Here is a 13811-nt window from a genome sequence, read left to right on the forward strand (position 1 = left end):
GGTGGGGGGTGAGGGCGGGGATGCGGGCCTTGGGGGGCTGGTGGGGATGTTGTCCGCGGACAACATCCCCACCAGCCCCCCAAGTGGGTGCGACATGTACTTGTAGGCAAGGCGACCCGATCCTGAGGTCGGGTCACCTTGCCTACAAGTACATGTCCTCTCCCCCGATCGAAGGCGGGCCGGAGGCCAAGTGGGGCCCACGATGTTGTCCGCGGACAACATCCGGAAGGGCGGTGTCCCGGGTCAGCCGACCACTCGGAGGCGGGAACGGCCGGGCTTGGGTGGGGCGGTCTGGTACTCGGGGAGCAGGATGGGCGGGACGCCTTCGCTGGCGGCCCGGGCCATGGCGGCCTGCAGCTCCGCCTCGGAGGTGTAGCCGGCCAAGACGGGGTGCAGGCGGTAGCGGTAGCCCTTGCGGAGGACCAGGCCGCGCTCGACCAGGAGGGCCATGCCCCGGCTCACCACCGAGGGGAGGATCTTCAGCTCGTCCGCGATCTCCTGCTGGGTCAGCGGGACCACGCCGCCGGGGCTCTGCTGATCGACCATCACGGACAGGACGTTCGTCGCGGTGGGTGTCAACTCCAGGCGGTGCAGCAGCCCGAGGAGGTCGGTGACCATCAGCATGCCGGTGTCTCCTTGCCGTCGCGCCCGGGGCTGGCAGGGGCCGGTACGACGTTGTCAGGGAAGCCGTTCTCCAGGGCGAGTGCCCGCAGTTCGGTCAGGAAGCCCCGCTGCTCGTTCCCGTTGCCTTTGTACGCGATGAGCGGGTTGAGCTGCCAGGTCCCGCGGCCGACGGCACGGATGTAGTTACGGGCCGCCAAGTACTTGAGGGCTTGGGTCACGTTCGGGCGCGCTGCACCGATCTCCTCGGCGATCTCCCGCTGGAGGGCTTGGCAGACGCCGCGCTCGGCCCGTCCGATGATGTTCGACAAGACCGCGCACTGAAGCTTCGTCATCCTGCTGGACATCAGCGCCTGCGGCAGGACGTAGCGGGCGAAGTAGCGGCTGAGGAGGGCGTAGCCGTCCGCTCCGAGAACTTCGTGCGAGGCGCAGCGGTAGAACCTGGTCCTCGCCTCGTAGACATTGCGGGGCAGAGCGGCGACAGACCCACGGATGATCTCCGGAGCGACGTTGACCTGGTTCTGTGGGCCCGCCGAATGAAGTGTCGACGTCCGGCCGTGCCAGGGCGCAGTACCGCGCCGTGGTGCGTGAGTCAAGACAGTGCTCCCTTTAGGTGACGTCGGCACACTATCTGTCTATCGCAGCTGTGCGCAGGACTCTGCGTCTTGGTGCGCACATATGAGTGACAAGCGTCGAATGAGATATCGAGCGCCGTACTCCTGTTCCCACGACTTCGCAATGCTGCGATGAAATCGCGGCAAGTGTAATTTTCGCGTGACCACAGGGGGTGCCTAATGTATCGCCAGCGATACCTTGGATTTTCCAAGTTCGCAGGTCAGAGCGCGTCTCCGAAGGACCGTGTCTTCCTAATAAAAAGGGCAGGTCCACGCCTTCCGCCCGCTCCCCCACTCGCCGCCTTCCCGACCGTCACCGCAGCGTGCCCGCCCCGGTGCTGCCGCACCCTGGCCTGCCAGGGCAGCTGCTGCGGAACCAGGCGACTGCGGGTGCCGCTCACCGAGTCCGGCGGGGGCGGGGTCCGGAGGAGCCCCCGCCGGGGCTTCCGCGCGGCTGGAAGCCAGGCGCGTCGGGCGGAGGGCAGTTCCAGGGTCAGTGGCAGGGGCGGAGCGAAGCGGGCGCGGCACCGCCGGATCGGCCGAAGGTCGATGCCACCACCAACGGCGAGTCAGGCGCCCACGGGCAGGGCCCGGTCGGTGCCGGATGTTGTCCGCGGACAACATCCAGCTCGAGGGGCAGTCGAACGGCGCTCGCGGGACGGCGGGAATGTTGTCCGCGGACAGCACCGTAGGGGGCCTGGTGGCGAGCTCTTCCGCGCACCAGACGGGGCATCTCAGCACATTTGACGCGAGATCACGAGGTGTCGGTGGGTCAAGCACGCCTCGGGGTTAGTAAACTCCCCTCATGGCCACCCCTCAGACCGATGATCGGGACAAGGTAGTTACCAAACTCCCCCCGCAGCTGCGACGCGAGCTGAAGATCCGCGCTGCCACCGTTGGCGTCGACATCCAGGACGCTGTCACTGACGGCATCAAGGCCTGGCAGACGGCCGTCAAGCCGCTGCCCGCGATCGATGTCTCCGGGGCGCAGTCCTTCTCCACCTACGTGCCCAGTGCCCTGCTGGCCGACTTCCGGGCCGACTGCTCCGAGTTGAAGCTCGCCTACAACCAGGGCCTGGCACAGTCGATCCGGCTCTGGTTGGACTCGCATCCGCTCCCCCAGCGGGTGCGGCGGGCCACCGGGGCGCGGCGGGTGGCGATCGGGAACCAGAAGGGCGGGGTGGGCAAGACCGCGCTGACCGCCGGGCTGGCGCAGGCGCTGGCCGAGATGGGGTTCCGGGTGCTGATGGTCGACTTCGACCCGCAGGGCCACCTGACCAAGCAGCTCGGCCACGACCACCTGCCGCTCAAGGGCGACAGCCTGGTGAAGCACATGACCGGTGAGCGCTCCGGGGAGCTGGCCGAGTTGGTGCTGCCGATCGGCGGTGAGCCCTTCGAGGACCGGCTGCACCTGCTGCCCGCCTGCACCGATGGCTTCCTGCTGGACGCCAAGCTCGCCACGTACCGCGAGATCCGGATCAAGGAGACCGCCCTGGAGAAGGCGCTCGATCCGCTCGCCGACGACTTCGACTTCATCCTCGTCGACTGCCCCCCGTCGCTCGGCTACGCGATGGACAACGCGCTCTACTACGTGCGCACCCGGGAGGACGAGGAGGCCGGCTCCGGCCTGATCATCCCCGTCCAGGCCGAGGACTCCTCCGCCGACGCCTACGTGCTGCTGCGCGAGCAGATCGACGCCCTCTGCAACGACCTCGGGGTGGACATCTGCGACCTCGGCTTCGTGGTCAACCTGTACGACAACCGCAAGGGCCATGTCCTCACCTCCTCGCTGGACAGCTGGCGCAGCCTCGGCGAGCCCGAGGTGATCGCCGTCATCAACGACCTGAAGGACCAGCGCGAGGCCGTCCGCACCAAGACCCCCCTGCTCGTCTGGGCCCCCGACAGCGAGCAGGCCGACGCGATGCGCGACATCGCCAGGAGGATCACCGCATGAGCAGCCGAGTGGCCGACCGCCTCGGGAACGGCAGCTTCGGTGCCGCCCGTTCGCTCCGCAGCGAGCGGGGCCGCGCGAAGGCCGTGACCGAGGGTGCCATCCCCGCCTACGAGCTCGTCCGGCTGCGCCTGGCGACGGTGGCCCCCTGCCCGATGAACCCGCGCCGGAACTTCGGCAGCGACGAGACCAAGACCGCCCTCGGCAACAGCCTGACGGTCCGCCAGACCACCGCCTGCGTCGCCGTCAGCCGCGAGGCGTACCTGAAGCTCTGGCCCAACCACGAGCGGCTGCTGGACCCCGCCGCCGAGCACGTGCTGCTGAACGGCGAGCGCCGGTACCGCTCCGCGCTGCACGTCGGCCTGGACACGCTCGACTTCGTGGTCCGGGACGACCTGGCGACCAGCCGGGAGGACTTCCTCGACGCGCTGCTGCTGGAGAACGAGGACCGCTCGGACTTCGACGTCATCGAGCGGGCCCGGGGCATCAAGCAGCTCCTGGAGGCCTGCGGCGGCAATGCGGCCGAGGTGGCCCGCCGGCGGGGCCGGGACCGCTCCTGGGTGGGCAACCAGATCGCGCTGCTGACGCTGCCGCCGCGGCTCCAGGAGCAGCTGGCGGTCGGCGAGCTGGCCGAGCGGTACGGGCGCCGGCTCGCCCGGGCGCTGAAGGAGAACCCGGCGCTGGGGACCGAGGAGCTGCTGGAGCTCGCCGAGCAGTTCAAGGACGAGGAGCGGGTCCGGCGGGACCAGGACCGGGAGCTGCGGGAGCTGGCGAAGGCCGGGGCGCTGGGGAGCGGCGGGGCGGTGGCCCCCGTGCCGGCGCCTGCTCAGGAGCGGGTCGTGGAGCGGGTGGGGGAGGGGGCGATGTTGTCCGCGGACAACATCGGGTCCGCTGCTCCGGCTGTCGGGATGTTGTCCGCGGACAACATCGAGGAGGGGGAGGCGGCCGTTGAGATGTTGTCCGCGGACAACATCCCGGCTCCCGAGGTGACCGCGCCGGTGCCGCACCAGGTGCAGGAGGAGGCGCCGCGGGACGACTCCCGCGAGCGGGTGCGGCGGCTCGGGGCGACGGTCGAGGAGCGGGCCGAGACGCTGCGGCGGGGGAGCAGCCCCGAGGAGCTGACCGCCCTGATCGAGGCGTTGCTGGGTTAGGGGTTGGTGGCAGGCGCCTGGGCCCCGGATCTCGTGGAGATCCGGGGCCCAGGCGTTTTGGTGGGGGTGGGGGAGGGGGGCGATGTTGTCCGCGGACAACATCGGGTCCGCTGCTCCGGCTGTCGAGATGTTGTCCGCGGACAACATCGGAGGGAGCAGGGGGTGGGGGAGTGAGATGTTGTCCGCGGACAACACGTGCGGGATGTTGTCCGCGGACAACATCCCGCCATGCTCATGTCAGTAGCGCCCCGCGAGCGTCAGGGACTGGACGTTGTGGTGGATGTCCAGGGTCGCCGTCGACTTGTTGAGGGTGATGTAGTGCAGCCCCGGCGCCCCCTCGCGGAGGAGGCGCTCGGCCATCGCCGTGGCGTAGTCGACGCCGATGCGGTGGCCGTCGGCGGGGCGGTCGCGGGCGGCTTCGAGGCGGTGGGCCAGGTCCTCGGGGAAGGCGGCGCCGCTGAGCTCGGCGAAGCGGCGGATCTGGCGGACGTCGGTGGCGGGCATGATCTCCGGGATGATCGGGGTGTCGCAGCCCGCCGCCACGACCCGGTCGCGCAGACTCAGGTAGTCGTCGACGTGGAAGAACATCTGGGTGATCGCGTAGTCGGCGCCGGCCCGGCACTTGGCGACGAAGTGGCGCAGGTCGGTCTCCCAGTCGGGGGAGCGCGGGTGCCGCTCGGGAAAGGCGGCCACGCCGACGCTGAAGCCGCCGGACTCCTTGACCAGGGTGACCAGCTCGTGGGCGTGCCGGTAGCCCTGCGGGTGCGGGTGCCAGGGGGCGTTGGGGTCGCCCGGCGGGTCGCCGCGCAGGGCCAGCACGTCGCGGACTCCGGCGTCCGCGTACTGGCCGATGATGTGCCGCAGCTCGCCCACCGAGTGCCCGACGGCGGTGAGGTGGGCGACCGGGCGCAGGGTGGTCTCGGTGGCGATCCGCTTGGTCACCTCGACGGTGCGGTCCCGGGAGGACCCGCCCGCGCCGTAGGTGACGGAGACGAAGCTGGGCGCCAGCGCCTCGATCCGGCGGATCGCCTCCCAGAGGGTGCGGCTGCCCTCCTCGCTCTTCGGCGGGAAGAACTCGAAGGAGAAGGACGGGCGGCCGCTGTCGAGCAGTGCGCGCAGTGTGGTCATGAGCGGCCTCCCGCGTTGAAGTACCCGGCCTCCGGGTGGTGGACGACGATCGCATCGGTGGACTGCTCGGGGTGGAGTTGGTACTCCTCGGAGAGCACCACACCGATCCGCTCGGGCCGCAGCAGTTCGGCGATCTTCGCCCGGTCCGAGAGGTCGGGGCAGGCCGGGTAGCCCAGCGAGTAGCGGCAGCCCTGGTACTCGGTGCGGAACATGCCGTCGACGGTGTGCGGGTCGGCGGCGGAGATGCCCAGTTCCGCGCGGACCCGGGCGTGCCAGTACTCGGCCAGGGCCTCGGCGAGCTGCACGGAGAGGCCGTGCAGCTCGAGGTAGTCGCGGTAGGAGTTGGCCTCGAAGAGCTCGGCGGTGGCCTGGCCGATCTTCGAGCCGACGGTGACCATCTGGAAGCCGACCACATCGGTCTCGCCGGACTCCTCCGAGCGGAAGAAGTCGGCGAGGCAGAGCCGGCGCCCGCGCTCCTGGCGGGGGAAGGTGAAGCGGGTCCGCTCGCCGCCGTGCTCGTCCAGCACGATCAGGTCCTCGCCCTTGGAGACGCAGCGGAAGTAGCCGTGCACCACGGCGGCTTCGAGCAGCCGGTCGGTCTGCAGCCGGTCCAGCCACATCCGAAGCCGCGGCCGGCCCTCGGTCTCCACCAGCTCCTCGTAGGAGGGGCCGGAGTCGGCGCGGGTCTGCTTGAGTCCCCACTGGCCCTTGAAGAGCGCGGCCTCGTCGAGCCAGGGGGCGTACTCCTTGAGCTGGATGCCCGTGACCACCCGGGTGCCCCAGAACGGCGGGGCGGGCAGCGGGTTGTCGGTGGCGACGTCCGAGCGGCGCGGGCCCTCCGCGGGCCGCTCGGCCACCCGCAGGGCGGCGGCGGCCGGCTTGACCCGGCGCTGCTTGAGCTCGGGCAGCGTCGCCCCGGGCACCCCGCGCTTGACCGCCATCAGGGCGTCCATCAGGTGCAGGCCCTCGAAGGCGTCCCGGGCGTAGCGCACCTCGCCCTGGTAGAGCTCGTGCAGGTCCTGCTCGACGTAGGCCCGGGTGAGCGCGGCGCCGCCGAGGATCACCGGGTAGTCGGCGGCGAGCCCGCGGGCGTTCAGCTCCTCGAGGTTCTCCTTCATGATCACGGTGGACTTCACCAGCAGCCCCGACATGCCGATCACGTCGGCACGGTGCTCCTGCGCGGCCTCCAGGATCGCCGAGACCGGCTGCTTGATTCCGATGTTGACCACGTTGTAGCCGTTGTTGGACAGGATGATGTCGACCAGGTTCTTCCCGATGTCGTGCACGTCGCCGCGCACGGTCGCCAGCACGATGGTGCCCTTGCCAGCGGCCTCGGACTTCTCCATGTGCGGCTCCAGGTGGGCGACCGCGTTCTTCATCACTTCGGCCGACTGCAGCACGAACGGCAGCTGCATCTGACCGGAACCGAACAGCTCGCCGACCACCTTCATGCCGTCCAGCAGCACCTCGTTGACGATCTCCAGCGCCGGACGGCCCGTCAGCGCCTCGTCCAGGTCGGCCTCCAGGCCGTTCTTCTCGCCGTCGATGATCCGCCGCTTCAGCCGCTCGTCCAGCGGCAGCGCGGCCAGTTCCTCGGCCTTGCCGGCCCGCAGCGAGCTGACGGTGGCGCCCTCGAAGAGCTCCATCAGCTTCTGCAGCGGGTCGTAGCCCTCCCGGCGGCGGTCGTGGATCAGGTCCAGGGCCGTGCCGACCTGCTCCTCGTCGAACCGGGCGATCGGCAGGATCTTGGCGGCGTGCACGATCGCCGAGTCCAGGCCGGCCTTGACGCACTCGTCCAGGAAGACCGAGTTGAGCAGGACCCGGGCGGCCGGGTTGAGGCCGAAGGAGATGTTGGACAGCCCGAGCGTGGTCTGCACCTCGGGGTGGCGGCGCTTGAGCTCGCGGATCGCCTCGATGGTGGCGATGCCGTCCTTGCGGGACTCCTCCTGGCCGGTGCAGATGGTGAAGGTCAGGGTGTCGATCAGGATGTCCGACTCGCGGATGCCCCAGTTGGCGGTCAGGTCGGTGATCAGCCGCTCGGCGATCTCGACCTTCTTCTCCGCGGTCCGGGCCTGGCCCTCCTCGTCGATGGTCAGCGCGATCAGCGCCGCGCCGTGCTCCTGGGCCAGCCGGGTGACCTGGGCGAAGCGCGAGTCCGGGCCGTCGCCGTCCTCGTAGTTGACCGAGTTGATGACCGCGCGGCCGCCCAGCATCTCCAGGCCGGCCCGCAGCACCGGGACCTCGGTGGAGTCCAGCACGATCGGCAGGGTGGAGGCGGTGGCGAACCGGCCGGCCAGCTCGGCCATGTCGGCGGCCCCGTCGCGGCCCACGTAGTCCACGCACAGGTCCAGCAGGTGCGCGCCCTCGCGGATCTGCTCCCGGGCGATCTCCACGCAGTCGTCCCAGCGGCCCGCCAGCATCGCCTCGCGGAACTTCTTGGAGCCGTTGGCGTTGGTCCGCTCGCCGATCGCCAGGTACGAGGAGTCCTGCCGGAACGGCACCGCCTGGTAGAGCGAGGCCGCGCCCGGCTCGGGTACCGGCTGCCGCTCGGCGGGGGCCAGCCGGCGGACCCGCTCGACCACCTGGCGCAGGTGCTCGGGGGTGGTGCCGCAGCAGCCGCCGACCAGCGAGAGGCCGTACTCGCGGACGAACTCCCCGTGCGCGTCGGCCAGCTCGGCGGGGCTCAGCGGGTAGTGCGCGCCGTTCTTGCCCAGCACCGGCAGGCCGGCGTTCGGCATGCAGGCCAGCGGCACCCGGGAGTGCCGGGCCAGGTAGCGCAGGTGCTCGGTCATCTCGGCCGGGCCGGTGGCGCAGTTCAGGCCGATCAGGTCGATGCCCAGCGGCTCCAGCGCGGTCAGCGCGGCGCCGATCTCGGAGCCCAGCAGCATGGTGCCGGTGGTCTCCACGGTGACCGAGCAGATCAGCGGCAGGTCGGTGCCGAGCGCGGCCAGCGCGCGGCGGGCGCCCAGCAGGGCGGCCTTGGCCTGCAGCAGGTCCTGCGAGGTCTCCACCAGCAGCGCGTCGGCGCCGCCCGCGATCAGGCCTTCGGCGTTGCGCTGGAAGGCGTCGCGCAGCAGGGCGTAGGGGGCGTGGCCGAGGGTGGGCAGCTTGGTGCCGGGGCCCATCGAGCCGAGCACCCAGCGCTGCTGCCCGGTGGCGGCGGTGAACTCGTCGGCCACCTCGCGGGCGATCCGGGCGCCGGCCTCGGAGAGCTCGAAGATCCGCTCGGGGATGTCGTACTCGCCGAGCGCGGAGTGGTTGGCGCCGAAGGTGTTGGTCTCCACGCAGTCCACGCCGGCCTCGAAGTAGGCCGCGTGCACCGAGCGGACGATGTCCGGCCGGGTCACGTTGAGGACCTCGTTGCAGCCCTCCAGCTGCTGGAAGTCGTCCAGGGTGGGGTCCTGGGCCTGGAGCATGGTGCCCATCGCCCCGTCGGCGACCACGACCCGGGTGGCGAGCGCCTCGCGCAGGGCGGCGGTCACGACGCGCTCCCGGTGCCTGGCGCGATCAGCGCGGCCGCCTCGGTGCCGTACGCCTGCTCGGCCACGGCCAGCAGCCGGGCCGGGTCGACGGTGTAGGCCTGCGGGCCGACCGCGCCCAGCGCCTCGGCGGCGAGCACGCAGCCGAGCCGGGCGGCGGAGACGGTGTCCAGGCCGCGGCCGGTGCCGGCCAGGAAGCCGGCCCGGAAGGCGTCGCCGACGCCGGTCGGGTCGGCCACCGCGACGCCGGGCACCGCGGGGACGGTGAGCGGCTCGTGGCCCGCGCGGTCGATCCGCACGCCCGCACCGCCCAGCGTGGTGACCCAGCTGCCGACCCGGGCGAGCACCGCCGCGCGGTCCCAGCCGGTGCGCTCCAGCAGCAGCGCGGCCTCGTACTCGTTGGTGAAGAGCCAGCGGGCGCCGTCCACCAGCTCCCGGGTCTGCTCGGCGGTGAGCCGGGCGAGCTGCTGGGAGGGGTCGGCGGCGAACGGCAGGCCCAGCTCGCGGCATTCGCGGGTGTGGCGCACCATCGCGGCGGGGTCGTTGGCGCCGACCAGGACCAGGTCGGGGGCCGGGCTGCCGGGGCCGGTCAGCCGCCGCAGGTCGATCTGCCCGGCCTCCTGCATCGCTCCGGCGTAGAACGCGGCGATCTGGTTGGCGTCCTGGTCGGTGATGCACATGAAGCGGGCGGTCTGGTGCTCGGCGGAGACCAGCACCGCGCCGGTGTCGACGCCGTGCTCCTTGAGCCAGACCTCGTACTCGGCGAAGTCGCTGCCGACCGCGCCGACCAGCTGCGGGGTGAGGCCGAGGCTGCCGAGGCCGAAGGCGATGTTGGCCGCGACCCCGCCGCGGCGCACCTCGAGCCCGTCGACCAGGAAGGAGAGCGAGACGTGGGCGAGCTGGTCGGGGATCAGCTGATCCACGAACCTGCCCGGAAAGACCATCAGATGGTCGGTAGCGATGGAACCAGTGACGGCGATGCGCACGTCAGGACCTCCTTGGATGTCCGCCGAGCGGTCAGGGACTGGTGCTGTGGGGGGATGCCGTGGGGTGCCGTCAGCCGGCCTGTGCGGCGACGGCTTCGAGCAGCCGGGTGAGCAGGGCGCCGTCGCCGGCGGCTCCGGTGAGCACCACCAGCGGCGGCCGGCCGCCGTCCGCCGCGATGAGCCGGGTGAGCTCGTGGGCGGCGGCGCCGCCTCCGGAGAACGCGCCCAGCACGAGCCGCCCGTCGGCCAGCGGCCGCAGCGCGGTGTAGCGGGCGCGGGTGCCCTCGGGCACCAGGCGCAGCAGCACGATCGCCTCGGGGCCGGGGTACCGGCGGGCCAGGCGGTCGTAGCGGGCGCGGGGGACGTCGTGGGTCTGCAGCAGGCAGACGGTGCCCGCGTCCGGGCGGGCGGCCGGGCGCAGGGTGACCAGCCCCGGTTCGGGGCCGGGCTCCGGCAGCGGGTCGGTGGCGGGCAGTACGGGTGCCACGGCGCCGCCCAGCGACTCCAGGGCGGCGGAGAGCTGGTCCAGCACCTCGCCGAGGGTGGTGTAGCCGTCGGTCTGCTGCAGCAGGATGCCGAGCAGCAGGGCGGTCTGGGTCAGCGCCTCGGCGACCTCGGCCGGGCGGGCCCGGTCGTAGGTGACGGTGAGCACCAGCCGGTCATCGCCGTCGTGGTGGGCGACCAGGGTGGTGGGGAAGGCGGTGCGGGCGGCCAGGTGCTCGGGTTCGCCGGCGCTGATGCCCTGGGCGGCGCACTCGGCGGCCAGGTCGCCGAGCGCGGGCGGCCGGCCCTCGAAGACCAGCAGGCTCTCGGCGGGGTCGGTGGCCTCGCCGCTCCAGTCCCGGACCTGCCCGGCCGACACCCACTCGTAGCCGGACATGTCCAGGGCCTTGTCCACGAGTTGGGCGAGCAGGGCGGGGAACGCGGCGTCCGGGTCGACCTCGACGGAGACCGGCAGCGCGCCGCGCAGGGCGCCGGGCAGGCGCTGCGCGCCGTCGAGCGGGATGCCGCGGCCGGTGACGGTGATGTCGAAGCGCACCCGGGCCGGGCCCCCGGCGCCGCTCGCCCGGTGCAGCAGCAGCGCCCAGACGGCCTGCAGCACGGTGCTCTCGGCGGCCCCCCAGGTGGCCGCCCAGGTGCGCAGCCGGGCGGTCTGCGCGCGGGTGAGCGGCAGCCGGACCCGGCCGGTGGCGGGGGTCCGCTCGGCGGTGTCCTCGGGCGGGGCGGGCTGCGGGCCGGTGCCGGGCGGCAGCGCCCGGCTCCAGAAGTCCCGGGCCGGGACGGTGTCCTGGCCGGCCAGCCAGCGCGCGTAGTCCTCGATGTCGGGGCGCCGCTCGCCGCCGGCCAGCCGGCCGCCGGCCAGGTAGGCGCGGTAGAACTCGCGCAGCAGCAGGTGGACGCTCCAGTCGTCCAGCAGCGCGTGGTGGTAGGTGAGCAGCACCCGGGTGGCGGAGGTGCCGGCCGGTGCGTCGGCCGCGCCGCCGATCACGGTGATCCGCAGCGGGCCGGGGCGCCGGGGGTCGACGCCGCGCCGGCGGTCGCGCTCGACCAGCGCGTGCCAGGGCTCGGAGCCCTGGGGCAGCCGGTCCAGCTCGGGCACCACCCGGTCGGGGATCAGGATCCGGGGCTCGGGGGCGTTGTCGAAGCCGGCCCGCAGCACGGACTCGCGGTCGGCGACCGACTGCCAGGCGTCGGCGAACCGCTCCTGGTCGAACGGCCCGTACCAGGCCCAGGTGAGCTGTCCGATGCCGCGCCCGGTGCCCGGGTGGGCGTCGGCGTCGGCGAGCAGCTCGCGCTGCAGCGGGGTCGCGGGGAAGGAGCGGACCGGCAGGATCCGCGGGGTGCGGCAGGTGAGCAGGTCGGCGAGCAGGCCGACCGGGTAGGCGCGCGGGGTGCGCAGCGTCTGGCGGCCGCGGCGGCGGCGCGTCCGCGGGTGCCAGGCCGGGGTCTGCGGGTGCTCGGCGGTGATCAGGTCGAGCGCGGCCTCGAGCCGGGTGCTGTCCAGCGGCCCGCCGAGTTCGAGGACCGGGGTGTCGTAGGGCGGACGCCCGGGGTCGATGACGACGGTCATCGCCTCGTCCGGCACGGCTGGGTCCGGCACGGCGGCCGAGGAGTGACTGGTGGTCATCGTGTGGTCCGGGGGCGCGCACATCCGGCGGCCGCGGGTGCGGCGGTCCGTCGTTTGTCACGGTCGTGCGCTGCCTCCGCCGGTGTCCGCGGAGATCCCCTCCCTCCCCTCTCTGGGCGCCCAACGAGTATGCGAAGACCCGCCGATACGGGCCTGATACAGCGCTGACACGGAGATGGTGGGGGCGCGGGGACGCCGCGGGGCGGTGTCCCCGGTGGCGCGCCGTACGGGGGAGCCGGCGCGCCACCGGGAGTTGGGGGGACGGTGGATCTCCCACCGTCAGCGGAACGCTAGCGCAGCGCCCGGGCCGGGGGTCGGGTTCTCCAGCCGCTCTGGAAGGGCCCGCGAGTGGAGCGGGCGGCCGGGCGGGGCGGGTGGGGTCACACCCGCCCCGCCGGCGCTCAGGACCCGGTGCCGCAGAACTCGGCGTTCAGCTCGGCGGTGAACAGGGTGATCGGGTTCGGGAACCAACTGCCGTTCGCCCAGTCGCCGTTCACATGGGTGGTGAGCAGGTGGCGGCCGTCGGGGGTGCCGAAGGTGTAGCTCCAGGAGCCCTCGATGGCGCCGCCCATGCCCTGGACGGTGGTGCCGCAGGAGAGCTTCACCGAGGCGAGGCCGAGGCCGTACTCGGTGTCCGGGATCCACTGGACGGTGGGCTGGGTGGCGAGCATCTCCCGCTGCTCGGCGGGCGGCAGCAGCCGGCCGGCCAGCAGGGCGCCCACGAAGGTGTTGAGGTCCTTGGCGTCGGAGACCATGTCGCCGGCGGCGAAGCCCCAGGACGGGTTGAGCTCGGTGACGTCGTAGGCGGGCACGTCGGTGCCGGTCAGGTAGAGGTGGGAGTAGCCGCGGCCGTGCGGGCCCTTGATGCCGGTGGTGTCGCCGGTGGGCTCGTAGGTGGCGGTGAGGTGCAGCGGGCGGACGATCCGGTCCTCGATCTCCTGGGCCAGGGCGTGTCCGGTGGCCCGCTCGATGATCAGGCCGGCCAGCACGTAGTTGGTGTCGGAGTAGCCCCAGCCGGTGCCGGGGGCGAAGGCGGGCGGGCTGGTGAGGGCGAGCCGGACCAGCTGCTCGGGGGAGTAGTGGTCGAAGCGGTGCTGCAGGAAGGGCGTGCCGGTGGCGTCGTCGAGCATGGTCTTGGTGAGCACGTAGTTGTAGATGCCGCTGGTCTGGCCGAGCAGCTGGCGCACGGTGATCCGGCTGCCGTCGTAGCCGTTGCCGTCGACCAGGCCCGGCAGCCACTGCTCGACCGGGTCGTCCAGGCCCACCCGCTGCTCGGCGACCAGCTGCAGCATCACGGTGGCGACGAAGGTCTTGGTGGTGCTGCCGATCCGGAACCGGTCGGCCCGGCGCGGCTGGGCGCCGGTGGCCAGGTCGTCCACCCCGGCCCGGCCGAACCAGCTGCCGCCCCGGCCGTCCTGGACCAGGGCGGTGGCCCCTGGCAGCCCGGCCTCGGCGACGGCGCGGTCCAGCACGGACTGGACGCCGCCGTGCCCGGCGCCGGTCCCGGCCGGCACCGGCGCGGCGCCGGCCGGGGCGGCGGCCGCGGTCGCCAGCAGTGCCGCGGCGGCGGTCAGTACGGCGGCGCGGATCGTGAGCTTCACCCGTGGTCTCCCTGGTCGGTGCGCGACCCGCCCGCTGCGGGTTCCGCATTCGGAAGGGACGCTAGGCGGCCGTTTGGGGGGCGGGCAATCCTGACTCGTCGTCAGCGAACCTTTTCCGCAGGTGAATGCGGGGCAATTGGTGCAACGGCCCT

9 protein-coding genes are annotated in these 13811 nt (G+C 72.5%); 2 read left to right on the forward strand and 7 right to left on the reverse strand.

Translation table 11 applies throughout. From position 1 onward, the window contains the following. Positions 1-243 precede the first annotated feature (243 nt). A complete protein-coding gene (locus ACFYNO_RS28980) occupies positions 244-624 on the reverse strand; it encodes a MarR family transcriptional regulator (RefSeq protein ID WP_388018879.1) in 381 nt (126 codons plus the stop codon). Continuing rightward, complete coding sequence (locus ACFYNO_RS28985) at positions 618-1217, reverse strand: replication/maintenance protein RepL (RefSeq protein ID WP_388018882.1); 600 nt, start codon at positions 1215-1217, stop codon at positions 618-620. The genes ACFYNO_RS28980 and ACFYNO_RS28985 overlap by 7 nt, the downstream gene beginning before the upstream one ends. A gap of 823 nt (positions 1218-2040) precedes the next feature. Here ACFYNO_RS28985 and ACFYNO_RS28990 point away from each other — a divergent pair. Continuing rightward, positions 2041-3189: an AAA family ATPase gene (locus ACFYNO_RS28990; protein WP_388018885.1), complete on the forward strand. Its 1149-nt coding sequence runs from the start codon at positions 2041-2043 to the stop codon at positions 3187-3189. Next, positions 3186-4337, forward strand: a complete 1152-nt coding sequence (locus tag ACFYNO_RS28995) for a ParB/RepB/Spo0J family partition protein (RefSeq protein ID WP_388018888.1) — start codon at positions 3186-3188, stop codon at positions 4335-4337. Before ACFYNO_RS28990 ends, ACFYNO_RS28995 begins: the two co-directional genes overlap by 4 nt. Positions 4338-4574: 237 nt before the next feature. Here the strand turns inward: ACFYNO_RS28995 and metF are convergent, their stop codons facing one another. The 5 genes from metF to ACFYNO_RS29020 form a co-directional block, all read right to left on the reverse strand. Continuing rightward, on the reverse strand, positions 4575-5465 hold the full coding sequence (metF, locus tag ACFYNO_RS29000) for a methylenetetrahydrofolate reductase [NAD(P)H] (RefSeq protein ID WP_388018891.1): 891 nt from the start codon (positions 5463-5465) through the stop codon (positions 4575-4577). Next, positions 5462-8947 (reverse strand): methionine synthase, encoded by a 3486-nt coding sequence (gene metH / locus ACFYNO_RS29005; protein ID WP_388018894.1) that lies wholly within the window; start codon positions 8945-8947, stop codon positions 5462-5464. Before metH ends, metF begins: the two co-directional genes overlap by 4 nt. Then, the gene (locus ACFYNO_RS29010) at positions 8944-9930 is read right to left on the reverse strand and encodes a carbohydrate kinase family protein (RefSeq protein WP_388018897.1); all 987 of its coding nucleotides are present in this window, start codon (positions 9928-9930) and stop codon (positions 8944-8946) included. The genes metH and ACFYNO_RS29010 overlap by 4 nt, the downstream gene beginning before the upstream one ends. A gap of 70 nt (positions 9931-10000) precedes the next feature. Continuing rightward, positions 10001-12058: a condensation domain-containing protein gene (locus ACFYNO_RS29015; protein WP_388018900.1), complete on the reverse strand. Its 2058-nt coding sequence runs from the start codon at positions 12056-12058 to the stop codon at positions 10001-10003. 401 nt (positions 12059-12459) lie between these two features. Further along, a complete protein-coding gene (locus ACFYNO_RS29020) occupies positions 12460-13659 on the reverse strand; it encodes a serine hydrolase domain-containing protein (protein WP_388018903.1) in 1200 nt (399 codons plus the stop codon). Between the last annotated feature and the right edge of the window lie 152 nt (positions 13660-13811).

The sequence above is a fragment of the Kitasatospora sp. NPDC006697 genome, from assembly GCF_042869935.1.
Classification (GTDB): Bacteria; Actinomycetota; Actinomycetes; order Streptomycetales; family Streptomycetaceae; genus Kitasatospora.

What these genes read in the sequence shown, in the direction of transcription:
- ACFYNO_RS28980 (WP_388018879.1), bottom strand. Translation starts at nt 624, where the DNA reads ATGCTGATGGTCACCGACCTCCTCGGGCTGCTGCACCGCCTGGAGTTG.
- ACFYNO_RS28990 (WP_388018885.1), top strand. Translation starts at nt 2,041, where the DNA reads ATGGCCACCCCTCAGACCGATGATCGGGACAAGGTAGTTACCAAACTC.
- ACFYNO_RS28995 (WP_388018888.1), top strand. Translation starts at nt 3,186, where the DNA reads ATGAGCAGCCGAGTGGCCGACCGCCTCGGGAACGGCAGCTTCGGTGCC.
- metF (WP_388018891.1), bottom strand. Translation starts at nt 5,465, where the DNA reads ATGACCACACTGCGCGCACTGCTCGACAGCGGCCGCCCGTCCTTCTCC.
- ACFYNO_RS29015 (WP_388018900.1), bottom strand. Translation starts at nt 12,058, where the DNA reads ATGACCACCAGTCACTCCTCGGCCGCCGTGCCGGACCCAGCCGTGCCG.